The 26867-nt window shown below is 40.7% G+C and carries 25 protein-coding genes and 1 pseudogene; 16 read left to right on the top strand and 10 right to left on the bottom strand.

Annotated elements, in window-relative coordinates:
• Nucleotides 1–39: 39 nt before the first annotated feature.
• Nucleotides 40–2394 carry an outer membrane beta-barrel family protein gene (locus FK178_RS07775; RefSeq protein WP_146833136.1) on the bottom strand — a complete coding sequence of 785 codons (2355 nt, stop codon included), beginning with the start codon at nt 2392–2394 and terminating at the stop codon, nt 40–42.
• Between the two features lie 390 nt (nt 2395–2784).
• Between FK178_RS07775 and FK178_RS07770 the strand changes: the two genes are divergently transcribed.
• Entirely contained in the window at nt 2785–3147 is a 363-nt protein-coding gene (locus FK178_RS07770) for a CoA-binding protein (protein ID WP_146833133.1), read from the top strand.
• Here the strand turns inward: FK178_RS07770 and FK178_RS07765 are convergent.
• Entirely contained in the window at nt 3118–4563 is a 1446-nt protein-coding gene (locus FK178_RS07765) for a sodium:solute symporter (RefSeq protein ID WP_146833130.1), read from the bottom strand. The two genes, FK178_RS07770 and FK178_RS07765, sit on opposite strands and share 30 nt — an antisense overlap.
• A gap of 95 nt (nt 4564–4658) precedes the next feature.
• Between FK178_RS07765 and recR the strand changes: the two genes are divergently transcribed.
• From recR to FK178_RS07700, 13 genes are all read left to right on the top strand, one after another.
• Nucleotides 4659–5276 (top strand): recombination mediator RecR, encoded by a 618-nt coding sequence (gene recR / locus FK178_RS07760; protein WP_146833126.1) that lies wholly within the window; start codon nt 4659–4661, stop codon nt 5274–5276.
• Nucleotides 5277–5490: 214 nt separating this feature from the next.
• A complete protein-coding gene (locus FK178_RS07755) occupies nt 5491–6798 on the top strand; it encodes a dihydrolipoamide acetyltransferase family protein (RefSeq protein ID WP_146833123.1) in 1308 nt (435 codons plus the stop codon).
• Nucleotides 6799–6991: 193 nt separating this feature from the next.
• Entirely contained in the window at nt 6992–7768 is a 777-nt protein-coding gene (locus FK178_RS07750; RefSeq protein ID WP_146833121.1) for a 3'-5' exonuclease, read from the top strand.
• Between the two features lie 57 nt (nt 7769–7825).
• On the top strand, nt 7826–8440 hold the full coding sequence (locus FK178_RS07745) for a fumarylacetoacetate hydrolase family protein (protein WP_146833118.1): 615 nt from the start codon (nt 7826–7828) through the stop codon (nt 8438–8440).
• Nucleotides 8440–8784: an Hpt domain-containing protein gene (locus FK178_RS07740; protein ID WP_146833115.1), complete on the top strand. Its 345-nt coding sequence runs from the start codon at nt 8440–8442 to the stop codon at nt 8782–8784. Before FK178_RS07745 ends, FK178_RS07740 begins: the two co-directional genes overlap by 1 nt.
• On the top strand, nt 8781–10031 hold the full coding sequence (locus FK178_RS07735) for a CinA family nicotinamide mononucleotide deamidase-related protein (RefSeq protein WP_146833110.1): 1251 nt from the start codon (nt 8781–8783) through the stop codon (nt 10029–10031). The genes FK178_RS07740 and FK178_RS07735 overlap by 4 nt, the downstream gene beginning before the upstream one ends.
• Before the next feature lie 161 nt (nt 10032–10192).
• The gene (rpmB, locus tag FK178_RS07730; RefSeq protein WP_146833107.1) at nt 10193–10432 is read left to right on the top strand and encodes a 50S ribosomal protein L28; all 240 of its coding nucleotides are present in this window, start codon (nt 10193–10195) and stop codon (nt 10430–10432) included.
• Between the two features lie 24 nt (nt 10433–10456).
• Nucleotides 10457–10639: a 50S ribosomal protein L33 gene (gene rpmG, locus FK178_RS07725; protein WP_146833104.1), complete on the top strand. Its 183-nt coding sequence runs from the start codon at nt 10457–10459 to the stop codon at nt 10637–10639.
• Between the two features lie 7 nt (nt 10640–10646).
• Nucleotides 10647–10799 carry a DUF4295 domain-containing protein gene (locus tag FK178_RS07720; RefSeq protein ID WP_146833101.1) on the top strand — a complete coding sequence of 51 codons (153 nt, stop codon included), beginning with the start codon at nt 10647–10649 and terminating at the stop codon, nt 10797–10799.
• 101 nt (nt 10800–10900) lie between these two features.
• Complete coding sequence (gene ftsY, locus FK178_RS07715; protein ID WP_146833098.1) at nt 10901–11857, top strand: signal recognition particle-docking protein FtsY; 957 nt, start codon at nt 10901–10903, stop codon at nt 11855–11857.
• A gap of 51 nt (nt 11858–11908) precedes the next feature.
• Nucleotides 11909–13537, top strand: coding sequence for an amidase family protein (locus tag FK178_RS07710; protein WP_146833095.1), 1629 nt, complete (start codon nt 11909–11911; stop codon nt 13535–13537).
• A gap of 2 nt (nt 13538–13539) precedes the next feature.
• On the top strand, nt 13540–13821 hold the full coding sequence (locus FK178_RS07705) for a hypothetical protein (protein ID WP_146833092.1): 282 nt from the start codon (nt 13540–13542) through the stop codon (nt 13819–13821).
• A gap of 8 nt (nt 13822–13829) precedes the next feature.
• Nucleotides 13830–14720 carry an aminotransferase class IV gene (locus tag FK178_RS07700; protein ID WP_240793798.1) on the top strand — a complete coding sequence of 297 codons (891 nt, stop codon included), beginning with the start codon at nt 13830–13832 and terminating at the stop codon, nt 14718–14720.
• Here FK178_RS07700 and FK178_RS07695 read toward each other — a convergent pair.
• Entirely contained in the window at nt 14717–15847 is a 1131-nt protein-coding gene (locus tag FK178_RS07695; RefSeq protein ID WP_146833089.1) for a DmpA family aminopeptidase, read from the bottom strand. The two genes, FK178_RS07700 and FK178_RS07695, sit on opposite strands and share 4 nt — an antisense overlap.
• Before the next feature lie 236 nt (nt 15848–16083).
• Here FK178_RS07695 and rimO point away from each other — a divergent pair, with 236 nt between their 5' ends.
• Together rimO and FK178_RS07685 are read left to right on the top strand one after the other, a co-directional pair.
• Nucleotides 16084–17433: a 30S ribosomal protein S12 methylthiotransferase RimO gene (gene rimO / locus FK178_RS07690; protein ID WP_146833085.1), complete on the top strand. Its 1350-nt coding sequence runs from the start codon at nt 16084–16086 to the stop codon at nt 17431–17433.
• A gap of 49 nt (nt 17434–17482) precedes the next feature.
• Nucleotides 17483–17905, top strand: coding sequence for a hypothetical protein (locus FK178_RS07685; protein WP_146833082.1), 423 nt, complete (start codon nt 17483–17485; stop codon nt 17903–17905).
• An 11-nt stretch (nt 17906–17916) separates the two neighbouring features.
• On the opposite strand, the gene FK178_RS07680 is transcribed toward FK178_RS07685, so the two are convergent.
• The 7 genes and pseudogenes from FK178_RS07680 to FK178_RS07650 all read right to left on the bottom strand — a co-directional run bounded on the left by FK178_RS07680 (nt 17917) and on the right by FK178_RS07650 (nt 26486).
• A complete protein-coding gene (locus FK178_RS07680; protein ID WP_146833079.1) occupies nt 17917–18975 on the bottom strand; it encodes a class I fructose-bisphosphate aldolase in 1059 nt (352 codons plus the stop codon).
• A 25-nt stretch (nt 18976–19000) separates the two neighbouring features.
• A complete protein-coding gene (locus FK178_RS07675) occupies nt 19001–20278 on the bottom strand; it encodes an erythromycin esterase family protein (RefSeq protein ID WP_168194572.1) in 1278 nt (425 codons plus the stop codon).
• Between the two features lie 153 nt (nt 20279–20431).
• Nucleotides 20432–21112, bottom strand: a complete 681-nt coding sequence (locus FK178_RS07670; protein WP_146833073.1) for a TIGR02117 family protein — start codon at nt 21110–21112, stop codon at nt 20432–20434.
• A gap of 68 nt (nt 21113–21180) precedes the next feature.
• The gene (locus FK178_RS07665) at nt 21181–21612 is read right to left on the bottom strand and encodes a hypothetical protein (protein WP_146833070.1); all 432 of its coding nucleotides are present in this window, start codon (nt 21610–21612) and stop codon (nt 21181–21183) included.
• Nucleotides 21613–21631: 19 nt separating this feature from the next.
• Nucleotides 21632–22600, bottom strand: coding sequence for a calcium/sodium antiporter (locus tag FK178_RS07660; protein WP_146833067.1), 969 nt, complete (start codon nt 22598–22600; stop codon nt 21632–21634).
• A gap of 29 nt (nt 22601–22629) precedes the next feature.
• The gene (locus FK178_RS07655; RefSeq protein WP_146833064.1) at nt 22630–23670 is read right to left on the bottom strand and encodes a hypothetical protein; all 1041 of its coding nucleotides are present in this window, start codon (nt 23668–23670) and stop codon (nt 22630–22632) included.
• Nucleotides 23671–26486: pseudogene (locus FK178_RS07650) on the bottom strand (M16 family metallopeptidase).
• Between the last annotated feature and the right edge of the window lie 381 nt (nt 26487–26867).

The raw sequence follows: 26867 nt of genomic DNA, 5'->3' as shown, positions 1-26867 counted from the left end.
AACTAACTAATCAAAACTAAAATTAAATCCTGTAGGTTTTTAGAACAATCCGCCACCCTGGGCTTCATTGTCATCACGGTTCTTTCTTTTTAATGCAGTATTTTTTCCACCTCCAAAATTGTAGGAGAAACCTAAATACACCGTTTGGCTGTCTGGTTTAAAAGTTCCTCTTTGGCGGGATGGTACTTCACTTTCAAACTGGAATCGCTGGGTATCAAAAATATCATTTACATTCAGGCTCAATGTAGCCTTGTTATCAAGGAAATTATATCTGGCTCCGGCGTTTATGAAATACATCTCCTGAGCTTCAATTTGCAATAATTGGGCTTTGCTGCGGTACATCCCGAATAACTGGAAGCTCAATTGCTTGGTGGCATTAAAAGTTTGGTTCAACCTGAAATTATAGGCAGTATTATCCACCTCCAGATAATTGGTTCCTACAAAACCTTTTATATTTCGGGTGTATAATTCAAAACTGGGGTTTAAGCTCCACCATTTAAAGGGTTTATAGGACCCGGAGATCTCTGCTCCATACGCCGAGTTATCATCGCCGTTGGCAAAAGTTAGTATAAGTTTATTGGGATCTTCGGGATCCAGCAAAAGGGTCTGGTTGATCTCATTATTAATAACCCTGTAAAAGACCCCAGCGTTTAAATTTCCTTTGCTGTAATTTTGGGTGTAATTCAATTCCAGCGAATTTGTGAATTGTGGGTCCAATTCCGGGTTCCCTGTTACTGTAATTCTGGGAGAACTAAAGTCTCTCACAGGATTTACCTGCGATAATCCCGGTCTGTCAACCCTACGTCCAAAACTAAGCTGTAGCGTCTTCATATCTGTAAACTTATAACTGGCAAATGCTGAAGGGTACACAGTTATATAGTCATCCTCATAAACTCTTTGTCCATTGTTAATAGCTTCAACATCATATTGTTCAAGGCGGGCCCCAAGTTGATAGGACCACTTCTCAAGGTTTTGCCCATAGGTGGCATATAAAGAATAGATACTGTTATCATAATCAAAATTTGCTCCGGGGATATTCTCATTTGTAGACCTGTAAACGCTGTTGCTGTTTCGTAACCTGGCTTCAGCGCCCAATTCCATTTTTGAAGTCTCGGTAAGCGGGTTTACATAATCCAGGTTCAGGGTAGTATTAGCTATATCATTTTCGGTATTATCAGTATAGCTGGCAAAATTTCCCCCGCCGCCGCTTATATCAAATCTACCGGTATCGCTGCCATCAATTATATTAAAATCGGCTTCCAGTTCCAGGCTGTGACCCTCTTTTTCAAAAAGACGTTTGTAAACTGCGTTGTAGGTGGAAGATAAATTTTTATTGTCGAAGAGGAAATCCTGGAAGATATCAGGTTCGGTGCTGTTAAGATATAAGACATCAAAATCACCGGATGTTTCTCCTGTAAATCTATTTTGGTTGGTAAAAAAGGAGAAAGTGTTCTTATCATTCAAATAGAAATCTACACCCGCCTTATATAGTATACTCGTATTATCACTTAATATAAAAAAGTCTTGTTTAGCGATATTGGGAAGTTCTTCAATTAACCCGTTTTGAGGCCGTTTTCCAAAATTTGTCCCAAGATTACCGAAAAAGTTGAATTTTCCTGTGCGGTAATTGAGGTTAAGCGAGCCGTTATATCTCGTATTTTCGCCAAAGGTCACTCCGGTATTTAGATTTCCGTTGAAACCAAGATTGGAATTTTTATGTAGCACTATATTAATGATCCCGCTCATTCCCTCCGGATTATATTTAGCTGAAGGGTTAGTGATCAATTCTATACTTTTAATAGAAGTGCTTGGAATTTGCTTTAACAACTGCGCCGCCGGAATATTAGTGGGTTTTCCGTCAACAAGGATACGCACGTTGTCATTTCCACGCATGGCGATATTGCCATCCTGGTCTACGGTTAAAGTAGGAAGGTTCCCCATAATATCTGAAGCTGAAGCACCGGCAGTGGTAAGGTCTTTCCCTACATTTATCACTTTGCGGTCTATTCTTTGTTCTATTGTAGATCTTTCAGCCACTATATTTACATCATCGAGTTGGGAGAGTTCAGGCTCCAGGGCAATAACTCCAAAGTCTACATTGGCATTATTACTTGAAATCGTGATTTTTTGAGAATGTGTCTTATAACCAATAAACTGAACCTGGAACATATATTCCCCTGTTTCAATTTTGTCTACTACAAAACTACCATCGTCCTGTGAAGTATTACCAGACACCAGGTTTCCGGCCATATCGTTAATAATTATTGTAGCATAGGGAATGGGTTCCTGAAGCTCCTTGTCAATTACTGTTCCCGAGATCTTCCCTATGGGTTCAGTTACCGCAACAGTGGTTGCAGTGATTAGGAATGTGATGATTAATGTTAATAGTTTCATTTGATGATTGATTTTGATGGTTGATGATTTAATTAAAATTTAATCTTTAATGCCTTTATTCCTGCAAAATTAATTGTATAGTTTATAAAAAAATACTTTGTATAACATAATACCCAAACGTAGATCTTCTTAAAAACATGCTTTGATACTTAATAGACGCCTGTAAATATAAAATGTTACACTTTTTGGTAAAAAAAATCCGCACAAATTATGTGCGGACTAAAAAAGAGCTTTCCGGAATAGTTACCATCAATTTATTCCTTTAAGATCTTTTTTGGAGCTTCACTTAAAAGACCAGATATTAATTAAGTTGTTACACTGCCTTGTATTTGGTAACTTTGAAGTTGCGAAATTTCCAATAAAGACGAAATTTCAGAAAAAACTTGACCTATGAAAAAGAAAACGCTAGTGCTGGGAGCCTCAATGAATCCCGGAAGATATTCAAATATTGCTATTAAGAGACTGGTATCAAACAATCAACCCACCGTGGCTGTTGGCCTTAAAAAAGGAGAAGTAGCTGGAGTAGCAATCACCAATGAAGAGGAGGAATTTGAGGATGTAGATACAGTTACCTTATATTTAAATGCCCAGCGACAGGAGCAGTATTATGATTATATCCTGTCCCTGCAACCCAAAAGGGTGATCTTTAATCCGGGTACAGAAAATCCGGAACTTTACGCCCTGCTTAGAAAAAATAATATAGAAATTGAAATTGCCTGCACCTTAGTGATGCTTGCGACGAATCAATATTAACCCGAGAAAGGTAAGGAACCCATTCAGGATTAGGATGAAAAATCCAAATTCAAACCCAAACCAGGCAAGGCTGTTAATACTAATTAAATAGGAAAGGATAGGGGAGGCAACCGCAATCCATGGCACAAGCTTATCCCTTACCTGCCACTTGGTAAATAACCCGAAAGAATAAAGGGCAAGGAGCGGACCGTAAGTGTATCCTGCGAACTCAAATAGCTTGTTGATCACACTTTTGTCCTGGATGGCATACCGGAATATAAGCATAACCACAATGATCAACAGGGATACCCCAATGTGGATCATTTTTCTTAATCTTACCTGTTTTTGTTCGTCATATTTCTTCTCAATATCTAGGATATCTATACTAAAGGAAGTTGTTAGTGCCGTCAGGGCGCTATCTGCACTGGAATATGCGGCAGCAATTAACCCTAAAATAAACAGGATTGCCACACCAATTCCCAGTTCGCCACTGGTAGCGATAGCAGGGAAAAGATCATCCTTGATCGCATCTATTCCAATAAGTTCAGCATAATCTGTTAGTAATAAACCAAGGGCAAGGAACATAAAATTTGCAATGGTAAGGATAATCGTGAACCAGAACATATTTTTTTGGGCATCCTTTAAATTCTTACAGGTTAGGTTCTTTTGCATCATATCCTGATCCAGCCCGGTCATTACAATGGCTATAAAAGCACCCGAGATGAATTGTTTAAAGAAGTAATCCCGGCTTTTCCAGTCGTCAAAAAAGAACATTTTGGACATTTCACTATCGGCCAGGTAGCCCATGAGTCCGCTTATGGATATCCCCAGATCCTCGGAAATAAAAACAATGGTAATTCCCAAAGCTGTAAGCATGAACAGGGTTTGAAGCGTATCTGTCCACACAATTGTATTGATACCGCTGCGGAAGGTATATAGCCATATGAGCAATATAGTAAGGGACACGGTTACATAAAAAGGCACACCCATGGCATCAAAAACGATGAGCTGTAACACATTGGCCACAAGGAATAATCTGAAACTTGAACCTACCACACGGGATAACAGGAAAAAAGAAGCCCCCGTTTTATAGGAATATTTTCCAAAACGGGTTTCAAGGTAGGTATAAATGGAGGTTAGATTAAGACGGTAATAAAGGGGTAGCAGCACAAGGCCTATAACAGCATAACCCACCGTATATCCCAGCACTACCTGGAAATAACTAAAGCCCTGTTCTGCAACCGTACCGGGAATGGATATAAAAGTTACCCCGCTAAGGGATGCTCCTATCATTCCAAAAGCAACAAGATACCAGGGAGATTGGCGGTTGGCCTTAAAAAATTCATCATTTGTTCCACCACGGCTTGTTAAATGTGAGATAAGTATCAATACACCGAAATAGCCGGCAATAAGCAGAAGTATTTGATAAGGCTGCATAGCTTTTTTTAGGGTTCAGGAGGCGAAATTACAAATTAACACTAAACATGAGCTTTTCTTGCTGAATTCATTTCCCAAAATCTTAAATTCGCAGTATGAACTTTTCATCAAAATTACTGGAACAGGCAGTAGCCGAAATGTCCCTACTGCCAGGAGTAGGAAAACGTACCGCTTTAAGGCTGGTGTTGCATTTGCTCAAACAACCCTTAGCTCAAACCGAACAGTTTACCAAAGCTTTATTAGATCTTCGTAGTAATATAAAACTGTGTAAAAATTGCCATAACATAAGTGATACAGAGGTTTGTGACATTTGTGCAAACCCCAACCGCGTTAGGGAAATAGTTTGTGTAGTTGAAGACATAAGGGATGTGATGGCCATAGAAAACACCTCGCAATACCGCGGGCTGTACCATGTACTTGGTGGAAAGATAAGTCCTATGGACGGGATTGGGCCTTCCCAATTAAATATACGGTCCCTTATCGAGAAAGTAAAGGAAGGGGAGATACAAGAGATCATTTTTGCCCTTAGCAGTACCCTTGAAGGCGATACAACCAATTTTTATATATTTAAACAACTGGAAGGAGTTGAAGTTAAAACTTCTACCATCGCCAGGGGAATTTCGGTAGGGGATGAACTGGAATATGCAGATGAGGTAACCCTGGGAAGGAGTATAACCAACCGGGTTCCTTTTGAAAGTTCCCTGAGAAGTTAAGGATCCTGGTAATTCAGTTTTGGATCATTGGGCATGAAAAACGGGCGGCTTCTCAAAATAAACATAAGAAAAGTGTAATTTTACCATGTAAAGCGAAATTTAGGGAACCGGAATTTTTTGCTCCTTTAATTTTATTGAATATTTAATATATAAGAAGCTTAAAAATAAGTAATTTCGCAAATAGTTTTATAAAAAACATCTTTGAGATAATAATATGGCAAAGTTTGAACTTAAATTGCCCAAAATGGGCGAAAGTGTTGCTGAGGCAACCATTACTACCTGGTTAAAAGAGGTTGGAGATAGCATTGATGCCGACGAGGCTGTGCTTGAAATAGCTACAGATAAAGTAGACAGCGAGGTGCCAAGTGAGGTTACCGGGAAACTTGTAGAGAAGCTTTTTGAAGTTGATGATGTTGTTCAGGTAGGCCAGACAATTGCTATTATTGAAATAGAAGGAGAAAGTACAGGTGATGTGGAAGAACCAGCCAAAGCTGAAGAGGGAACTATGGTAAAAGAGGCTGAAGAACTTGTGGCTTCCGCCAGTCACAGCATACAATCTTCTCCTGAATATTTTACAGATTCTGACAAATTTTATTCTCCCCTTGTAAAGAACATTGCGAAAAAAGAAGGAATTTCTCCTGAAGAACTTGACAAAGTGAAAGGTTCAGGAAAAGATGGCAGGGTTACAAAAAATGATATTCTTGAGTATGTTGAGAATCGTTCTTCCCAACCTTCCGCGGCAGCACCAACTCAAAAAAGTGCCGCACAGGAACCTGTAGCTAAAAAGCCGGCAGCTCCCATAAGCGTTAATGCAGAAGATGAGATCATTGAAATGACCCGTATGGGCAAAATGATCTCACATCATATGGTTGAAAGCAATACAACTTCAGCCCACGTGCAATCATTTATTGAGGTAGATGTAACCAACATCTGGAACTGGAGAAATAAAAATAAGAATAGCTTTGAGCAACGCGAAGGAGAGAAACTTACTTTTACTCCAATTTTCATGGAAGCTGTTGCCAAGGCGATCAAAGATTTCCCAATGATCAATATTTCTGTAGACGGAGATAAGATCATTAAACGTAAAAATATTAACCTGGGAATGGCTGCGGCCCTTCCGGATGGAAACCTTATTGTACCGGTTATTAAGAATGCAGACAGGCTAAACCTTGTAGGTCTTGCCAAGGCAGTAAATGACCTGGCAGACAGGGCACGAAATAATAAATTGAAACCCGATGATATCCAGGGTGGAACCTATACCGTGACCAATGTTGGAACCTTTGGCAGTATAATGGGAACCCCCATTATTAATCAGCCACAGGTAGCAATCCTTGCGTTGGGAGCAATCAGGAAAGTTCCTGCAGTAATTGAAACCCCTGAAGGAGATTTTATTGGTATTCGCCATAAAATGTTCCTTTCTCACAGCTATGATCACCGCGTTGTTAACGGGGCTCTTGGAGGCCAGTTTGTTCAAAGGGTAGCACAGTATCTTGAAGGGTTCGATAAGGACAGGGTTGCTTAATAATTTTTTTTAAAATATTCTTAAACCGGGTCGATCCTTTCGGCCCGGTTTTATTTTTCACAGTGGGGTAAAAGGGGATAAAAGGCCCCAATAATTTGAAATTGGAACCTTTAACCTGCCGGGTTTATTCCCCCTCCCGTCCCAAAGAGAACTATCAAAAAATGTTATATTTACAAAAAATTATATTCCAATTATGGAGTTAAAACTCACCAGGCCCATTTGTTTTTTTGATCTTGAAACCACCGGTACAAACCTTGCAAAAGATAGGATCGTGGAAATATCTATTTTAAAGGTATTTCCAAACGGGAATAAAGAAAGTAAGACCTGGCTTGTGAATCCCGGGGTTAAAATCCCGGATGAGGTTATTGCCATTCACGGCATAAGTAATGAAAAAGTTGAAAATGAACCTACTTTTGACCAGCTCGCCCCTAAAGTTCATGAAATGATTAAGGGCTGTGATCTTGGCGGTTATAATTCAGACAGGTTTGATATACCTTTGCTGGTTGAGGAGCTGCTACGGGCAGGGATAGATTTTGAAATGAAATCTACCCTTTCTGTAGATGTGCAAACCATATTCCATAAAATGGAGCAGCGCACGCTTTCCGCGGCATACCAGTTTTACTGTGGGAAAAATCTCGAAGGTGCCCATTCTGCTGAAGCTGATACCATGGCGACCTATGAGATACTTAAATCCCAGGTGCAGCGGTATGAGGAACTTGAAAATGATATAAGCAGTCTTTCTACCTTTAGTACCCGAAAGAAATTTGCCGATTTTGCGGGTTTTATCTCCTATGATAAAACCGGGGCTGAGGTATTTGCCTTTGGAAAATATAAAGGTAAGAATGTAGAGAAGGTCCTGGAAGAGGAACCCGGTTATTTTGGTTGGATACAGAATGCCGATTTCCCACTGTACACTAAAAAAGTGCTAACAGCTATCAAGCTTAGAAAACTTAATACAAAACTTAAATAGGAAACTTACGGCCAACTCCCAGGATTATGGGTAGCATTAATTAAATCTTTCTTTTAAATGAAAATAATATGTATTGGCAGAAACTACAGTGAGCATATCTCAGAATTAAAAAATGAAAAGCCCACCGAGCCCGTAATATTTTTAAAACCGGACACTGCTATCCTCCTTAAAAAACAGCCTTTTTTTATTCCTGAATTTTCCAACGATGTACATTTTGAAGTGGAAGTGCTCGTAAGAATTAATAAAGTAGGAAAATATATTCAGGAGAAATATGCTCATAAATACTATGAGGAGATAGGCCTGGGGATTGATTTCACCGCCCGTGACCTTCAGCAAAAATTAAAAGATAAAGGCCTGCCGTGGGAAAAGGCAAAAGCCTTTGATGGAGCAGCGGTTATTGGAGAAAAATGGATAAATAAAAATTCCATTGAAAACCTAAATAATATTAACTTTAGCTTATTGAAGAATGAACAGCCTGTCCAGAATGGAAATACCAGGGATATGCTGTGGAAAATGGATGAGATCATATCCTATGTTTCCCAATTCTTTACCCTTAAAATTGGGGATATAATTTTTACAGGAACTCCGCAGGGGGTTGGTAAAGTCGATATAAACGACCGCCTTACCGGATTTATAGAAAAGGAACAGATTTTTTCAATAAACGTAAAGTAATGAGCAAATACTACGATCTAACAGATGTTAAAGAGATGGCAGGTGGCGATGAGGATTTTTTAAAGGTAATAGTGCAGACATTCCTCGAAGAGATCCCGCCAGATGTTAAGTCTATGATTGAGGCTATGGAAAATGGGAATCCATCTCTGGCGTATCAATATGCTCATAAAATGAAACCTAATTTGCAGTTATTTGGTCTGGATCTTATGGAACATGTGCTCCTCATTGAAGCATGGTCTAAAGGCAATGCAAAAGAAGCCGATGCCCAAACCGCCGGAGAACGTATCGCCACCAAAGTTAATCTTGCGCAGCACCAGCTAAAAAAAGATTTTGACCTGGAATGACCGCAGAGATCATTACCATTGGAAACGAGCTCCTTATAGGTCAGGTAGTTGATACGAATTCTGCCGATATTGCGGGAGAACTGGACAGGATAGGTATATCTGTTGACCAGATCGCCAGTATTAAAGATGACCGCACCCAGATTCTTAAGACATTAAAAGGGGCAGCGGCGAGGGCAAATGTTGTTATTATTTCGGGAGGCCTTGGCCCCACAAAAGATGACGTCACAAAATATTCCCTTTGTGAATTTTTTGATGATATCCTGGTAAAAGATGAAGCAGTTCTAAAGCATATTGAAGAGCTGTTCAAAAAATTAAATGATCGCCCGGTCTCCGATCTTAACCGGGAACAAGCTATGGTTCCTTCCAAAGCTACGGTGCTTCACAATAAATATGGAACCGCTCCCGGGCTGTGGATAAAAATGGAAAAAACGGTAGTTATTGCAATTCCCGGGGTACCATTTGAAATGAAAATATTGATGGAGAAGGAGATCATTCCTAAACTTAAAGAAGAATTCCGCCGCCCTTTTATTTATCACAAGACCCTGCGCACCTATGGCCTGGGGGAAAGTGCCCTCGCAGAGCGCCTGGAAGAGTGGGAGAATAATTTACCGGAAGATCTCCAACTTGCTTACCTACCAGATCTTGGAAGTGTGCGTCTCAGGATCTCGGGAAAAGGCGAGGATGAGGATGCGCTTAAAGAGGCAATTGAAAAACAATTGGATCTCCTTTATCCTTTGATCGATGATATCCTTTTGGAGAATATAAATGAAGATGATAACATAACCGTGACTTTGAATAAGCTGCTTACCTCCAAAGAACAGTTTTTATGTTCTGCTGAAAGTTTTAGTGGGGGTGAGGTAGCAGCTCAATTTACCATTAATCCCGGGGCATCTACTTGTTTTAAGGGCGGGATGGTAGCCTATGCTACGCAGGTAAAGGAAGAGATCCTGAAGGTATCGCCCGGTACGATTGAAAAATATAGCGTGGTAAGTGGGGAAGTGGCTGAGGAAATGGCAAAGAATGCCATGAAGCTTTTCCAGGCAGATTATGCCATCTCAACCACCGGAAATGCCGGGCCAAAAAAAGGGGAAAGTGGGGCCGAAGTGGGAACTGTATTTATTGGTATTGGCACCCCAAGGGGAGTTTTCTCAAAAAAATATAAATTTGGCAGCAGCCGGGAAGATGTTGTTAAAAAAGCCGTAAATAAAGCTTTCGAATTACTGCTAAGAGAACTGGTTAAAAAATAATATTTTCCCGGGGATACGGTGGGAGCTTGTGATGACAAGGGATATGCAAAAAAATAGCATTCAGAAAATGCTGTAAATATTTTTAAATTTATGTTGGCTGTTTGGTAAAATAATCGTTAATTTGCAGCCTGTTTTGAAATAACAAGATAAAGAATAAAACAATGTCAAGAGTTTGTGAGCTTACGGGTAAAAAAGCAATGGTAGGGAACAATGTTTCTCACGCTATGAATAAGACAAAGCGTAAATTTAACATCAACCTGTTAAAGAAGCGTTTTTATATTCCAGAAGAGGATAGATGGGTAACTTTAAAAGTTTCAACATCTGCATTAAAAAACATTAATAAATTAGGGATCTCTGCGGTTATGAAAGACGCAAGAGAAAAAGGATTTTTGAATAAATAATCCCCACCATCAAGACACATTGATATGGCAAAGAAAGGTAACAGAATACAGGTAATCTTAGAATGTACAGAGCATAAAGAATCAGGGAAACCGGGTACTTCAAGATATATTACAACTAAAAATAAAAAGAACACGCCAGACAGGATAGAGATAAAGAAATTTAACCCTATTCTTAAGAAAATGACGGTTCATAAAGAGATAAAATAATAGAGTCATGGCAAAGAAATCAGTAGCATCCTTACAAACAGGTTCGAAGAGATTGACAAAAGCTGTCAAAATGGTAAAATCACCAAAAACTGGTGCTTATACTTTTGTTGAAAGCATTATGACCCCGGAAGAGGTGAATGACTTTTTAAGCAAAAAATAGATTATTTCAAAATATTTTAAAAGCCGTCCTGAGCAATCTGGACGGCTTTTCCTTTTTATGTATATTTACACCTCCAATCGAGTTAAAAATCTTCCAAAAAAATGAGTTTATTTAAAAAGATGTTTTCCAGGGAAAAGAAGGAAACCCTGGATAAAGGTTTAGAGAAAACCAAGACGAATTTTTTATCCAAAATGAGCAAGGCTGTAGCCGGAAAATCTACGGTAGATGAGGATGTGCTGGATGAACTGGAGAATGTTTTGGTAAGTAGTGATGTGGGAGTGGCTACAACTATTAAAATAATTAAAAGAATAGAGGAAAGGGTTGCCAGGGATAAATACCTTGGTACTGAAGAACTCAATGGAATATTACGTGAAGAAATTGCCGGACTCTTATCTGAAACCGACAGCGGTGAAGGGGAGGGTTTCAACTTTAACACAGAGCATAAACCATTTGTTATAATGGTGGTGGGCGTAAACGGAGTTGGTAAAACTACTACAATAGGTAAACTGGCTCATCAATTCAAGCAGGAGGGAAAAAGTGTACTTCTTGGTGCAGCTGATACCTTCCGCGCAGCGGCGATAGACCAGCTGCAAATTTGGGCAGACAGGACCCAGGTGCCCATGGTACGCCAGCAAATGGGAAGCGATCCTGCCTCAGTTGCATTTGACGCTGTGCAAAGCGGGGTAAAACAAAATGTGGATGTGGTAATTATAGATACCGCAGGAAGACTTCATAATAAGGTAAACCTTATGAACGAGCTTTCTAAAGTGAAAAAAGTAATGCAAAAGGTAATTCCGGGGGCGCCACATGAGGTGTTGTTGGTTCTGGATGGTTCTACCGGCCAGAATGCCTTTGAACAGGCCAAACAATTTACAGCAGCCACAGAGGTAACCTCCCTTGCGGTTACAAAACTTGATGGTACCGCCAAAGGTGGAGTGGTAATAGGAATTAGTGACCAGTTCAAAATTCCGGTAAAATATATAGGGGTAGGGGAAGGCCTGGAAGATTTACAGGTTTTCAATAAACTGGAATTTGTGGATTCCTTCTTTAAAAAATAATCACTTTTTTTCTACATAATTCATACTCTTTCCAATTTTAAAAATTATTTTATGAAGAAGATCTTTATTCTGGTAGTAATATCATTTTTGAGCTGTAAAAAGGACTCGAAAGAACAGGAACTTCCTGTACAGGAAACCCGGGACACCACAGCAGTTGTTGAAAAGGAATATAAAGTTCTGGATTCTAAATTTTTAACCAAGGATTCTATCTGGGCCCCTTTTAAAGAGGAAATGGCTTCTTTTTCAGAAGATCGTTATACTATGTTAAGGCCTCTAATCCTTGACAAAACAATTCCGGACCTCCAGCGATCTGTAAAAAATGGTGATTTTACTTATGAGGAACTGGTGAAATTTTACTTATTCCGAATTAGAAAATATGACAGGAACAATTCGCTGAGTCTTAATTCAGTAATATCCATTAATCCTACAATTCTTGAGGAAGCAAGGGCCAGGGACCGTGCCTTCAAGGCCGGGGAACGGAAACATGCGATTTTTGGAATTCCGGTTTTACTTAAAGACAATATTAATACTACAGGAATGCCCACCACCGCAGGGGCTGTGGCTTTTCAAAATAATTTGACAGAGGATGCCTTTTTGGTGACCCGCTTGAAGGAAAACGGAGCCTTGATCCTGGGAAAGGTAAATTTAAGTGAATGGGCTTATTTCTTTTGTGGCGACTGCCCAAGCGGATATTCCGCCATTGGAGGTCAAACCCTGAATCCATATGGTCGCAAGATCCTTGACACCGGTGGTTCAAGTAGCGGCAGCGCTGTAGCCGTAGCCGCTAATTTTGCTCCTGCCGCGGTAGGATCTGAAACTTCAGGATCTATCCTTTCTCCCTCCAGCCAGAATTCGGTAGTAGGTTTGAAACCTACAGTGGGTGTATTGAGCAGGGGCGGGATCGTACCTATCTCAGGAACACTGGATACTCCCGGTCCTATTACAAAATCTGTTATAGACAATGCGATCCTTTTTTCGGCTATGACCGGTCGTGATAAGGAGGATGCCGCTTCTGTTGCCAATAAGAACCTGGGCTCAGATTTCTATACTTCAATTTCTGAAAAGTCATTGAAAGGTGTAAGGCTGGGTGCAATAAAAGGTTTAATGGAAGATTCACTGTATGTTGCGGCAATAAATGATTTGAAACAAGCAGGGGCCGAGGTTGTTGAATTTGAAGCAGAAGAAGTTCAATTGCCAAATTTCATAAGGCTTTTGAACCTCGATATGAAAAAAGACCTGCCCCATTATATTGAAAAATATGGAGGTGAGGTGGAAGTGAGATCTGTTGAAGATGTAATGGCTTATAATTTAATGGACACTTTAAACCGATCTCCTTATGGGCAGCGCTTGTTCGAGGGTATAAAAAATGATTCGGCCAATGAAAAAGAGTTTGCCGCCATTAAAGATACCCTGAGAAGAAATGGAACTCAATTTTTTGAAGTACCCATGAAAAAGCATAATCTTGACGGAGTTTTATCAATCAATAATTACCATGCGGGATTTGCAGCGGTGGCAAAATATCCTGCTATTACCGTTCCTATGGGTTATGGTGAAAACAATGCTCCAAAAGGTCTAACATTCTTTGCCAAACCTTACCGGGAAGCAGATCTTTACAGCTGGGCTTTTGCCTATGAAAAGGCAACAAATCGCAGGGTTTCGCCTGAGAATTATAAGAATTAAGAATGCAAAGCAGAAACCTTAAGGCGCTTATAAGTAAGATCATTCTTTTTTACAGCATTTTTTATGTAATAATGAAGTTGATCGCGGTAGTTTTCCAAAATGCATGGCCCGCACCAAACCTTATTCTGGCGATTCCCTATGTTATCTTTGCTGTAATTGGCTGGGTAATGCTTAAAAAGGAAAGTTTTTCCTGGATCTATGTTATGGCCGGAATTCTGGTAATAAGTGTGATAAGGTATTATGAAACCCAATGGATGGTGGGCATACAGCAATATTTTAATTAATACGCACTGTGAATTCCAATAACACTTCGGGCGAGCCCAAAAAGACCTATCCTAAAGAAGTGTTCTTCAATGGGAAATGGATGCCTCATGATCAGGCTTTTGTTTCTGTATTTGACCGCGGTTTCATGTTCGGGGACGGGATCTATGAGGTGACACCTTTTTATAAAGGTAAACCGTACCGCCTTGAAGATCATCTGGACCGGCTAAAATATTCCCTGTCCCAAATAGAAGTTGAATTAGAAATAGACCTTATTAGAAGAACCATGCTCGAGGCTGTTTCCCGTGCGGGACTGGAAAACAGCGATTGCGCGGTTTATGTTCAAATAACAAGGGGTGTTGCGCCCCGAACACATTTTTATCCGCAGCATATTGAACCCACCCTGTTGTTATATGCTTTTCCCGTGACCCTGGAAGGATTTGAGAATAAAAAGGCATCCGTTTTGGTTTCAAAGGATCTAAGATGGCACCGTTGTGACATTAAGTCAATTTCACTTATGGCCAATGTTCGCGCGAACAATGAGTCTCATACTGCCGGCCTGGCCGAAAATATTTTGTTGCGGAAGGGTTATTTTACTGAAGGTTCTCATTCCTCCATATTCTTTGTAAAAAATAATACCCTATATACCCATCCCGAGGGCCCGCATATTCTTTCGGGAATTACCCGAAAAGCAGTCATTGAACTATGCGCCAACCTGGGGATCAAGCTAATTGAAGATTGTGTACATATTGATGAACTGGTAGAAGTAGATGAGGTATTCCTTACCGGTACTACTACCCAGATACTTGCGGTAACTTCTATGTTCCATAAGGAAGAAGAAGTCTTTTCAACAACAGAAACGGGCAAGATCACCCGAGCACTGCAAAATGAATTTCTTAGGATTACACGAAATACAGACTAATCTTTAATTACCCCGTTTTTTTTTAAAATTGGCAGGATCTTGTCCAAAGGTAAAGCTTCTATATTCCTACCCGGTTTTCCTTTTACCGCTTCAGCCATAAACAACGAGTTTAATATAGCTTCTTCCGTAGCTTCAATTGCAGCCATAAAAAGAGGCGACATTTGATCATTGGGAACAACCTCCTGTTTTAGAAGATTGTCCCGGGTTGAGTAGGGAATGCGGTTAGCTTCCGCTGTTGAAAACGCGATTATATAATCGCCACTGCCATTAGAAACTATTCCCCCGGTTTTTGCTATGCCTAAGAATGCACGTTTTGCGAGCCGTTCCAGATTGCGGTGATCCAATGGTGCATCTGTTGCCACTACAATCATACAGGAACCATCCACATTATTAAGCAGTTTATTGCTAAAACTGAATTGTTTTAATTCCTTCCCCACCGGCACTCCTGCAATTTGCAGGACTCCACCAAAATTGGACTGCACAATTACCCCTAAAGTATAACCTCCCAGGCTTTCCGGTAATTTTCTGGAAGCAGTGCCTATTCCTCCCTTGAACCCAAAAGCGACAGTACCGCTTCCTGCACCTGCATTTCCTTCTTTAACGGGACCAACACTGGCGTTCTCAATAGCCTTTAAAACATCTTCTTCATTTATATGCCTCCCGCGAATATCATTGAGATATCCATCATTGGTTTCGCCCACCACCGCGTTGACAGATTGTACATTTTCATTCCCCGCTTGGTTAAGGGTGTAGCCTATAACGGCATTCATCGCAGTGGCAACGCTTAGGGTATTGGTTAGTATAATGGGAGTTTCAATATTCCCCAATTCATTTACCTGGGTGATCCCGGCCAGTTTTCCAAAGCCATTGCCAACATAGATGGCTGCAGGTACTTTTTGCTGGAAGATATTTCCCGAATGAGGAAGGATCGCTGTAACACCGGTATGTACTGAATCCCCTTTTACCAGAGTAGTATGCCCTACCAGAACTCCCGCCACATCTGTAATACTATTCAGAGTTCCCGTGGGAAGCACCCCTATTTCTATTCCAAGATCCCTAATGCGTTCCTGGCCGTAAAAGGATTGAAACAAAAGAAATATAACTATTAAAAGCACCGAATTTTTCATAGGGTTGATATTGCAATTTGGATTTTGATGAAGATACAAAATTGCCTATAAGGATGTATCTGGCTTAAAAATTTTAGGATCAGTATTTTAAACAGTTCGCAACTCCTTCTTCCAATCAAATTTTAGGTTGTATCTTTGCACCCGTTTTAAAACCGATCCAGATTTAAGGATCACACAGAGACCTCAAAGGTTTTTAAAACCTGCGAGGTCTACATGACAAGATAATTTCTAATAGCATGAGAACAAAATCCATAAAGAAGAACAAGATCAATGTAGTAACGCTTGGCTGCAGCAAGAATGTCTATGACAGCGAAGTGTTGATGGGGCAATTAAAGGCTAATGACAAGGATGTTGTTCATGAAGAAGAAGGAAATATTGTTGTGATCAATACCTGCGGTTTTATTGATAATGCAAAGGAAGAATCTGTAAACACTATTTTGGAGTTTGTAGAAAAGAAACAAAGGGGAGAGGTAGACCAGGTTTTTGTGACGGGATGTTTAAGCGAACGCTATAAACCTGATCTTATAAAGGAGATCCCAGATGTTGATCAATATTTTGGAACTACAGAACTTCCGGCTTTACTAAAAGCCCTGGAGGCCGATTATAAACATGAACTCGTAGGTGAACGTCTTACTACTACGCCAAAGAATTACGCTTATTTAAAAATAGCGGAAGGCTGTGACAGGCCGTGTTCTTTTTGTGCTATCCCGTTAATGAGAGGGAAACACCGTTCCACCCCTATACAAGATCTTGTGACCGAAGCTTCCAAACTGGCCGCGAATGGGGTGAAGGAACTAATCTTGATTGCCCAGGACCTTACTTATTATGGCCTTGATCTTTATAAAAAGAGGAATCTGGCTGAATTGCTTGAGAACCTTGTGAAAGTGGAAGGAATTGAATGGATAAGATTGCATTATGCATTTCCAACTGGTTTTCCTATGGATGTGCTGGATCTTATGAAAAGAGAGCCTAAGATTTGTAATTACCTGGATATTCCGCTTCAGCATATTTCAGATGATCTGTTGAAATCCATGCGCAGGGGTACCACCCATGAAAAAACAACAAATCTACTGAAGCAATTCCGTAGTATAGTTCCTGAAATGACCATTAGAACCACCCTTATTGTGGGTTACCCGGGAGAAACTGAAGCTCATTTCCAGGAATTGAAACAATGGGTAGCCGATATGCGTTTTGAACGCCTGGGATGTTTTACCTATTCTCACGAAGAAAACACCCATGCCTTTAACCTGGTAGATGACGTGCCACAGGAAGTAAAACAGGACAGGGCCAACCAGATCATGGAACTTCAATCCCAGATCTCCTGGGAACTGAACCAACAGAAAATTGGCCAAATCTTTAAAGTGGTAATAGACCGCAAGGAAGGTAATTATTATATAGGCCGTACTGAATTTGATTCACCAGATGTTGATAATGAAGTGCTTATTGATGCCACCAGGATATATTTAAAGACAGGGGATTTCTATGAGGTAAAGATCAACGAGGCAGCAGATTTTGACCTGTACGGGGAGCCTTTAAACGTTACAGAGGTGCGTCCTACCAGGAAAGAAATTAAATTTCAGGTTTAAAATCTCACGATAATTTATTAGTTTTAGGGAGTTCCATAACACCCACAAAATGGCCCGTATAGTAAAACCAACCGGTTTTTTTAAAAAGAATTACCATTATATAGTTGGCGGTTTCTGGTTTCTTGCGGGATTGATTTCGCTTATCTTACGCGAAAGTTTTATTTATTACACTTATTTGCCCCTGGGGCTGGGGTTGATAATTTACGGATATTCAATTCGCAAAAAAACTGAAGAATCCATTTCCTGGAACAATAAGGGTTTATTCATTAATGACCTGGCCAATGGAAAACTTTCCTATCCCTGGGAGGATATTGATACAGTTTTTATTTCCAACAATCATTTAACCGTGAAGTCAGGTGCGGCCAATGGTATTATTCTGGACCTTCTTGGTTATTCTGAAGAAGACATACACCTTTTAAAAGCAGTGGTAGAGAATACTCCACAACCACAACTTCCATCATTTAATTTGTAAAGATCCCCTATTTACGCCACTGTTATATTCTTCTCGAGATATACCTCCTGCACACTGCGTAAAAGTTCTACCCCTTCCTTAAGAGGTCTTTGAAATGCTTTCCTGCCCATTATTAATCCGCTGCCGCCTGCTCGTTTATTAATAACCGCTGTTTTAACGGCTTCAACCAGATCTGATTCTCCCTGGGAACCTCCGCCGGAATTAATTAGCCCTATCTTACCCATAAAACAATTGGCCACCTGAAGTCTGCATAGATCTATGGGATGATCTGTAGTAAGACTTTCGTACATCTCATCACTGAACTTTCCAAACTTGATGTTTTTAAAACCAAAATTGGTTTCCGGAAGTTTTTGCTTGATAATATCAGCTTTAATGGTCACCCCAAGATGGTTGGCCTGGCCGGTAATATCTGCTGAAGTATGGTAATCTGCTTCGTTTGTCTGAAAGGCAGAATTACGGGCATAACACCAAAGTATTGTGGCCATTCCTAATTGGTGCGCCTCTTCAAAGGCATTTGCTATTTCCTGAATTTGCCTCGAACTTTCTTCAGACCCAAAATAAATGGTTGCTCCTACCGCGGTAGCACCCATATTCCAGGCTTCCTTTATATTTCCGTAGAGGATCTGGTCATAATTATTGGGATAGGTGAGCAGTTCATTGTGATTTATCTTTACAATGAAGGGGATCCTGTGGGCGTATTTTCTCGCATGCAGGCCCAGAACACCAAAAGTAGATGCCACCCCGTTGCACCCGCCTTCGATGGCAAGTTTGACAATATTTTCAGGATCAAAATAATCTGGGTTTTTATAAAAGGAGATCGCTGCGGTATGTTCAATTCCCTGGTCAATTGGCAAGATATTCAAATAACCCGTATTACCCAGAGTCCCATGATCATAAAGACGGGAGATGCTTCCCAAAACCCGCGTATTGCGGTCACTGTTTATAAAATTTTCCGGTGTCCCGGGTCCCGGTACGGTAATTTTCTCCTTTGGGATTTTTTCACAGGTATGATCCAGTAGATAATCCGCATCCTCTCCAAGTTTTTGCCTTATTTCTTCAATAGTTTTCATCTATATATTTTTTCAGATAAAATTTTCAGATACCAAAAGGATAAGTGTCCGGCACTTTGTGGCCATCAGGTTTAATTTTAAGGGGATGAAGAGCTTCTGTTCTTTCCAGAAACAGAAATGCATCATAGCGTTGGGAAAGCCGGGTAGGCACATAATTCCCCCGTTCATGGCTGGGGTGGTACACTACACCAATAGCCCTGTGTCCCATTTTATTAGAAAAAGCTTCCTCCAGGTTATGATTATCCTTAAATACTATTAATATATTTCCCTCGCACTGGGAATGCAACAGTTCTTCAATACTCCCTGCCATCGCTTCCGGAACATTCATTATTTGCATTGGGGCGCCCCAGTTCTTTGCGGCTCTGACCGTACCTGTCCAGGTGCCGAAACCTGCGAGGTAAACCCCGTCTTTTTGATATTTCTCCCGTAGAAGTTGTCCTACATTTATAAGTCCGTCGCGTTTCATATTAGTAGCCCGGGCATCCCCAATATGGGTGTTATGCTCCCAGATCACGACGCGGTTATCATCTCCATGGTATTTCATCAAGGTTTCAAGGGTTTCCACCATATGCCTGTCTCTTACGTTCCAGGAATCATCCCCAAATCCAGCGAGAGCCTCATAGTATTTTTCGGCATTTTTCATCACCAGGGAGTTCAGTTCGGCATTGAGCCCGCCTTCCATTTCATGATCATATTTCCAGGAGTTTTCACGCACTTCTTTGAGCAATTTTACTACCTTCTTTTTACAGTCCGGCAGGGAATGGGCATACACCGAAGCATAGGAATCCCCTTCTTTATAAGGTTCAAAACATCTGAATGCATCCACCGCCAGTTGGGCAGTGGGGGGATCTTCTTTTTGTAAATAATTTACCATAATATCCAGCGATTCCCACAGGCTGTAAACATCCAGACCGTAAAACCCGCACCTCTTTTCATATGGAAGGCTGGAATTATACTCTTTTAACCAGCCGGCAAAAGAGGCAATCTCCCAATTACCCCACATCCATGTTGGCCAACGGTTGAACTGCATTAATATTTCGGCAATGGGGGTTTTATCATCCGGGTTTTTGATCCATTTATTTAAAACAAAACAATCCGGCCAGTCTCCTTCCACCGCTATCATTGTAAATCCTTTTTCCTGTATAAGATGTTTGGAAATATGTGCGCGCCAGGTATAAAACTCGTGGGTGCCGTGACTTGCCTCTCCCAGCAGCACATATTTGGAACTTCCAATACTTTCAAATAAAGGGCCAAGATGTGACACATTGGAGAGCGGATGAAACAGGGAAGAGATATTTGACATAGGAGAAAGCATGGTGTCCTGTATTTCGTGCTTTATTAAGGTAGAAATTTTAATTTACAGAAACGGGCTTTGTGTTTATAAAATAAACTTAAAAGATGGGCTTTCAATTTTTTAGGTTTTCCTTTAAATATTTAAAACGCAGGAAATGCCTTATCAATATCGGGAATAGCTGTAAAAAATGCCTTCAACAAATGGCGTCCACAAACTCGCCGGTAAACCCGCATGTTTTAACGCGTTATTGGTCCAGGTATTACAGGTTTTTAAGAGTGTGAGAGATCCTTCGGCCTGGTAAAATGTATCATTCCCCGCATAATGTAAATTTGGAATGTTGAGTGGAGCTCCATTGCCATCCCGGGAAAAACTTTTTAAAATATAACCGACGAGGGCCTCATACTGCTTTTCGGTTACCATAATTGAAATGCTGTTTTCATCTTCAATCATATAATGTTTGAATTTCACGTGCATCGCAGCAGGAGAATCCAGAAACATGGCCCTAAAGGCGATTCCCGGTTTTAAGTCTGACCATTCAGGGGTTGTCTCATAAAATCCAAGATCTCCCCATCCAAAGGCTACAAATGCAAAATCTACATTTCCCGCTCTGGTGTGCGACGGGTCAACAAAATCCCGCCAGTCCAGAATTTCATTTTTTAAGGGCATTACAATATCTGTATGTACGCCGTTAGATTGTATAAAAATTTCAAATTCTTTTTCTGCAGAAGGCTGTTTGGTATTTACAGGAATAAGTGACCCTGTTATACCCACAATTATATAAAGAATAATTACTATTACAATGGCCGCAACAAAGTCAAAAACATATTTAAAGGCCTTTAGCATTTGAAAAATTTAAGCACCTGAAAGATACCTAATTTGGAAACATCAAGCCGGATCCTTTTCCGGAGGGTTTAGTATTCTATATCACAAACATTGGTAAAGCCCAACTCCCCATTTCTGGTTAGCCTGTAGCGAAAAACAGTTTTTCCCATAATATGCCCATCTTCAAATTCAGCAACCAAAAGATCTTCATTGATAAAAGTTACCCGGGTAAATCTCATAGTGCCCCCGAGCACTGCTTTTTTGGAAATTAAACCCGGCCTTTGCTGCAGTTCCTGCAGGATATATTCTTCGGGCTCTGCAATGCTGTCAAAAAAAGCAGGATAATTCAGCGTGACATATGATCTTTTTAAAAGATGGTCACTAAGCGTATCATTGGCTCTGTGCAGTGCCGTAATTTCCGTTTTAAGAGAATCTACCTCTTGAGAAAGTGATATTTCTTCAGATGATTTTCCGCAGGAAACTATAGTAACAAGAAACAGTACATACAATAGTTTTTTCATCGTATTCTAAATTTAGATCTTAGAGTTCCTGCATTACAAGATAAGTGGTATAACCCAAATAAAACAAAAGCAGGATTGCAGCTTCCCAGCGGTCCAGTTTTCTGAATTTCCCCGTGAACATAGCGAGAATAAGGAAAATAGTTCCTCCCGCCAGTACATAAATATCTGTATTAAAATTAGAATCAAAACCAATGGGGCTAAGTAGGGAAGAAGCTCCCAGGATGAGAAAAATATTGAAAATATTGGAACCAATAATATTCCCCACCGCAATATCTGCATTCTTTTTGATAGCTGCTACCACAGAGGTTGCCAACTCGGGGAGAGAAGTACCGGCAGCAACCACCGTAAGGCCTATGATCTTCTGGCTTATACCAAAAGATTCAGCAATTTCAATAGCATTGTTCACCACAAGATGCCCGCCATATACAAGTCCTCCTAATCCCCCTACTATAAACAACGCCATTTTCCAGCCAGGTAAACCGGCAACCGGGTTGATCTCTTCAATTTCTGTAGGATCGCTTTTCAATTGTTTATATACATAGAACAGGAAAAGCCCAAAGCAGATCAATAAAATACCACCATCCATACGGCCTAACACAGAATTTTCCGCATTAAAGAGCCAGATATCATTTACCAAAATAAAAAGAATTAACACGGCAATTAGAGATATGGGTATTTCCTTCCAGGCGGTGCTGGATTGAACGGTCAAGGGTATAATAAGCCCGGTAATACCAAGGATAATAAAGAGATTAAAATTGTTGCTCCCCAACACATTTCCAAAAACAATATCCTGGTGGCCCTGTACGGCAGCAAAGGTATTTACCACCAACTCCGGTGCCGAGGTGCCAAATGCAACCACCGTTAAGCCTATTGCCAGATTGGAAATATTGAATTTTTTTGCGAGGGAAGAAGCGCCTTCTACCATGTAATTTGCACCAAAAATTAAAATGGTAAGGCCTGCAATTAAAAGCAGTATTGGGACAACCATAGATATTTGAATTTGGGATTAAAATTAGGTTAAAATTGGTAGCTTTTTGATGATTCGCTAAAATTAATATCCCTACTGGTTTTTAAATAATATTTAATCGCTTTTAACTGATTTGCCGGTTTTTGCATATCGCATATCAATTGCTTGCGTTCGTAATCTTCTATGCTGAAAATATTTCCTGTTTGGTGCTGCAAAACTTCAAATTGGTCCAGGCAAACAAAAACCCGGGAAAGTGCAAGTGTGATAATTTGAAGAAACCGGTGTATTTGTTTCCGGGGGTATGGGGTTAAGGATGCCAGTTCGTAAACCTTCATGAGATCATTATGGAATATTTTTCTTAGTTGAGGTATATTTTTACACTGTGTTGCTGCAGTAACAGTTCCTTCCCTGTGGTCTTCCCAAACATCAAAAATATCATTTCCCAATTGCATAAGTCCGCCAAGCTTAGAAAGCAACTCCTCTTCTTCCGCACTAAGGGGATGATTCATACAAAGCCTGTAAAAAACGAAGGATGTCCCCCCTTTGGAAAGGGTTAGAGCTACAACCTTTTCCTTAGAAACCGCACTTAATTTTTGCTGGAGGCTTTGCTGCTGGGCTTTATAGACCATCAAAGCCTGATTTTTAAGTTTGCGCGGTTGAGCAGAAAATGAAAGCCCCTCTATATACATCATTGACAGCAATTGCTCGTGCGCATTTGAGGGATGCAGATTTTCGGGTTGGAGTATGAATTCTTCCAGATGATCTGCCTTTTGTAGTGGGTCATCAAAAAGATCGTCAAGAAGTCCAGAAATGCCACCCAGGTATGTGAGGCTATAGCGCTCAGTTTGGTGCAGTGGCTCCCCTCTTAGTATTGCCAGAGATTCCCCGAGAATTGCAGGAACACCAAGCGCATAATAAGAAGTGATCTTTTTTAGGTCTTTCCCGGTAATCCCATCATTGGCCTCCGCGAATGGAATTAAATTAGGAAAAAGGTTCTTTCTGATGAACTTTTTTTGTTTCCATACACTCTTCAGCAGAAAGAAATAGATCTCCGGCAGTGAAAGCACGTCGCCTGTCTTTGGTAAAAACAATTATTTGCCATTTAAGAGGACGGGGGTGCCAAATCCTAAATTTTCAAGTTTTTCAAGTTGCGTCTCGGCATCCCCTACAATTAGATAGATCATTTTATCTGGGTCAATATATTTTCCAGCCAGCTCCTGAAGTGCTTCCAAGGTTAAATTATTAACCGTTTGTTCGCGTTGCTTAATATAATCTGGTTCCAGGCCGTAGTTGCTAATTTCGCTTAACATTCCCAGTTTTGCATTAAGGGTTTCAAATTTACGGGCGTTGCTCTTGATCATAAAACCCTGGGTCACTTCAAGGTCGTTGGGTTCAAGGCTCTGGGCATAATTGCTCATGATCTGTTTAATTAGTTCTACAGCTTCGAAGGTGATATTGGACCGCACCCCGCTGCTTACTGCAAATGGCCCTACAAGTTTACTCCCGCTAAAGTTGGAACGTATCCCGTAGGTGTATCCCTTTCCTTCCCGCAGTTCCTGGGTGAGCTGTGATGCAAATCCGCCGCCACCCAATCGGTAATTCATAACTTCGGCGCTATAAAAATCGGCATCTGTAGCTGCAAGAGCAGGAGTGCCAATTTTGATCACCGATTGTTTTGCGCCGGGAACATCATAAAAATAAACCTGAGAGGACTCAGGAGCTTTTGGCTCTGGGAATTGGGGGATTTTTACTGTTTTCGGCGCCCAATTGGCAGAGATCGCCTTGAGGGAATTCACAGCAACCTCTTTATCCAGATCTCCCACCGCAAGAAATCGTGCGGTTTGAGGAGATAGATTATTTTGATAATAGGCCTTAAGATCTCCAAGGCTTATTTCCTCTACGCTCTCCTGGGTTCCCAGATTATTGTGGGAAAGAATGTGATTGGGGCCATAGATCAATTTCCTGAACTCATCTTCGGCTATACTATTGGGATTGGCTTTTTGTTGTTGAATACGGCTTAGCGCCTGTTGTTTTACAAGTTTAAATTCCTCCTCATCCCAGCGTGGTTCCAAAAGGATCTCTCTTACCAGATCCATTGTTTTACCAAAATTTCTGGCCAGGCTATTCCCACTTAGAACAATTTGTTCATCCCGGGCATTAATGGAAATACTGGATCCAAGTAGTTCTATTGCCTCCTCCAATTCCTGCGGAGTCCTTTTCTTAGTGCCTTTGGTCATTAAATTTGCAAGCAGGTTAGAGACCCCTATTTTCCCGCGGTCTTCCAGTAGCAATCCGCCATCCATCTCCAGGGCAAAACGTACCAGGGGCACTTCATTTTCTGTGATCCCGTAAACCTGGAGACCTGATGGTAGGGCAGTGGTCCAGATGCCGGGGGTTTTCACCTCGGGAGTTCCCCAGTATGGGGTTCTGCCTCCCGGTTAAAACTGGATGGAGTTTTTTCATAAGTTACACTTCCTTCCAGGACGATCTCATCTTCTGCCCCTTCAACTATCTTTTCTTCTACAACTTCAGCTAAAAGGGCATTGTTTAAAGCTAAATCCTTTTGACCTTTAGGCACAAAACTGGTAGCGATATAGGGCTTGCCTTTAATATATTTTTCAAATACCCTTTTTACGTCTGCCCGTGAAACTGCCATTATTTTGTCCACATTTTTATTGATCTCGTTAGGATCACCGGCGAAGATCTGGTATTGTGCCAGCTGAAATCCTTTCCCAAGAACGCTTGAGATGCTGTTATAGAAATCTGTTTCCTGCCCCGCTTTGATCCTTCTAAGGTCTTTTTCCGGGATTCCCTCTTTTTCAAATTTGCTTAAAGTTTTATCTATTGCGGCTTTTACATCATCAAGATCCTTTTGGTCATATGCCCGTACCTGCAGCATAATTTGCCCGGCAAGTTCAGAGGTGTAATTATACATTCTCACATTATCTGTAAGTTCTTTATTGGCTACCAGATTCTTGTAGAGTGGGGCGTTTTTCCCATCAGCAAGATATTTGGTAAGGATCTCCAGCGCATAGGAATCTTCATGATAGGAATAAACCGATGGCCAGGTTAGAGTAAGCTCCGGCAGTTTGGCAAAATTATCCTCATAGTACAGGTTTTTTACCGCACCCAGTTTAGCGGGTTGTTTTTCCCGCACTTCGATCTTTTGACCGGTTTTTATTTCGTCAAAATACTTATGCACCCAATCTTTCGCCTGCTCTTTATCAAAATCTCCTGCTATTGTCAAAACAACATTGTTCGGCACATACCAGCGGTTGAAAAAATCTTTTACGTCCTGAAGGGTGGCATTTTGAAGATCTTCTAAAGACCCAATTACCTGCCAGCTGTAGGGATGTCCTTCGGGATACAAAGCTTTATCAATAACATATTGCGTATGGCCGTATGGGCGGTTATCTACGCTTTGTCTTTTTTCGTTTTTAACCACCTGTTTTTCCTTGGCCAGTACAGGATCTGTAACGGTATTGATAAAATATCCCAGGTTATCTGCCTCGGCCCAGATCATTTTTTCAAGAGCGTCATTGGGAACGGTCTGGAAATAATTGGTGCGATCGCGACTGGTGGAACCGTTGGCCCCCGAACCTCCAATTCTGGCACTTAGTTTATCAAGACCCCCCGGGCCAAGGTTTTCAGATTCCAGAAAAAGTAAATGTTCAAATAAATGGGCAAATCCTGTGCGGCCCTCGGTTTCCCGGGCAGAACCCACGTGGCTGGTAAGGGCTACCGCTACAACGGGATCTGACCGGTCAATGTGAAATATCACCCTTAACCCGTTCTCCAGGGTAAAGGTTTCAAAATCTATTTTATGTTTTGATTTTGCCTCCTGGGCCTGTGTATTTAATCCAATAATTAAAAAAAGCAGTATGGAAAAGGGGAAGTATTGTCTCATTTCTTGTAGTGATATAAACTGTTTATTTTGATAAATAAGCCGTGGTGGTTACAACGCAATTTATTTATAAATAATTGAATTTTCGGAAATATTATAAATTTAATAATGAGGGATCCCGGCGTTCAAAATACCCGGAATAAATATAAACATCAGGCCCCCGGCGTCGGCCTGGGAGAACTGAATATTATGAATCTTCAATTTTCAGGGTTGAATATTTGTGTATGTTTATTTCTGAGGAAACTCCCCATTTTATCTGTGAACGCCTGTTTGAAATGAGGTAGTTCCCCTTCGAAATTATAATATCTGGTGGCGTCCAAATGTCTCTCACAGTTTTATGTTGCGTACATCATAGGTAAGGATGATTTTCAGGAACCTTGGTCC

Origin of the sequence: Antarcticibacterium arcticum (assembly GCF_007993795.1) — a bacterium.
GTDB lineage: Bacteria > Bacteroidota > Bacteroidia > Flavobacteriales > Flavobacteriaceae > Gillisia > Gillisia arctica.
The sequence above is the reverse complement of the archived record's forward strand: the minus strand, read 5'-3'. Positions and strand labels throughout refer to the sequence as shown.

What these genes read in the sequence shown, in the direction of transcription:
- rimO (WP_146833085.1), top strand. Translation starts at nt 16,084, where the DNA reads ATGAGAACAAAATCCATAAAGAAGAACAAGATCAATGTAGTAACGCTT.
- ftsY (WP_146833098.1), top strand. Translation starts at nt 10,901, where the DNA reads ATGAGTTTATTTAAAAAGATGTTTTCCAGGGAAAAGAAGGAAACCCTG.
- FK178_RS07775 (WP_146833136.1), bottom strand. Translation starts at nt 2,394, where the DNA reads ATGAAACTATTAACATTAATCATCACATTCCTAATCACTGCAACCACT.
- FK178_RS07685 (WP_146833082.1), top strand. Translation starts at nt 17,483, where the DNA reads ATGGCCCGTATAGTAAAACCAACCGGTTTTTTTAAAAAGAATTACCAT.
- FK178_RS07670 (WP_146833073.1), bottom strand. Translation starts at nt 21,112, where the DNA reads ATGCTAAAGGCCTTTAAATATGTTTTTGACTTTGTTGCGGCCATTGTA.
- FK178_RS07735 (WP_146833110.1), top strand. Translation starts at nt 8,781, where the DNA reads ATGACCGCAGAGATCATTACCATTGGAAACGAGCTCCTTATAGGTCAG.
- rpmG (WP_146833104.1), top strand. Translation starts at nt 10,457, where the DNA reads ATGGCAAAGAAAGGTAACAGAATACAGGTAATCTTAGAATGTACAGAG.
- FK178_RS07740 (WP_146833115.1), top strand. Translation starts at nt 8,440, where the DNA reads ATGAGCAAATACTACGATCTAACAGATGTTAAAGAGATGGCAGGTGGC.
- FK178_RS07770 (WP_146833133.1), top strand. Translation starts at nt 2,785, where the DNA reads ATGAAAAAGAAAACGCTAGTGCTGGGAGCCTCAATGAATCCCGGAAGA.
- FK178_RS07695 (WP_146833089.1), bottom strand. Translation starts at nt 15,847, where the DNA reads ATGAAAAATTCGGTGCTTTTAATAGTTATATTTCTTTTGTTTCAATCC.
- FK178_RS07660 (WP_146833067.1), bottom strand. Translation starts at nt 22,600, where the DNA reads ATGGTTGTCCCAATACTGCTTTTAATTGCAGGCCTTACCATTTTAATT.
- FK178_RS07765 (WP_146833130.1), bottom strand. Translation starts at nt 4,563, where the DNA reads ATGCAGCCTTATCAAATACTTCTGCTTATTGCCGGCTATTTCGGTGTA.
- FK178_RS07710 (WP_146833095.1), top strand. Translation starts at nt 11,909, where the DNA reads ATGAAGAAGATCTTTATTCTGGTAGTAATATCATTTTTGAGCTGTAAA.
- FK178_RS07675 (WP_168194572.1), bottom strand. Translation starts at nt 20,278, where the DNA reads ATGTCAAATATCTCTTCCCTGTTTCATCCGCTCTCCAATGTGTCACAT.
- FK178_RS07720 (WP_146833101.1), top strand. Translation starts at nt 10,647, where the DNA reads ATGGCAAAGAAATCAGTAGCATCCTTACAAACAGGTTCGAAGAGATTG.
- FK178_RS07745 (WP_146833118.1), top strand. Translation starts at nt 7,826, where the DNA reads ATGAAAATAATATGTATTGGCAGAAACTACAGTGAGCATATCTCAGAA.
- FK178_RS07750 (WP_146833121.1), top strand. Translation starts at nt 6,992, where the DNA reads ATGGAGTTAAAACTCACCAGGCCCATTTGTTTTTTTGATCTTGAAACC.
- rpmB (WP_146833107.1), top strand. Translation starts at nt 10,193, where the DNA reads ATGTCAAGAGTTTGTGAGCTTACGGGTAAAAAAGCAATGGTAGGGAAC.
- FK178_RS07665 (WP_146833070.1), bottom strand. Translation starts at nt 21,612, where the DNA reads ATGAAAAAACTATTGTATGTACTGTTTCTTGTTACTATAGTTTCCTGC.
- FK178_RS07680 (WP_146833079.1), bottom strand. Translation starts at nt 18,975, where the DNA reads ATGAAAACTATTGAAGAAATAAGGCAAAAACTTGGAGAGGATGCGGAT.
- FK178_RS07755 (WP_146833123.1), top strand. Translation starts at nt 5,491, where the DNA reads ATGGCAAAGTTTGAACTTAAATTGCCCAAAATGGGCGAAAGTGTTGCT.
- FK178_RS07705 (WP_146833092.1), top strand. Translation starts at nt 13,540, where the DNA reads ATGCAAAGCAGAAACCTTAAGGCGCTTATAAGTAAGATCATTCTTTTT.
- recR (WP_146833126.1), top strand. Translation starts at nt 4,659, where the DNA reads ATGAACTTTTCATCAAAATTACTGGAACAGGCAGTAGCCGAAATGTCC.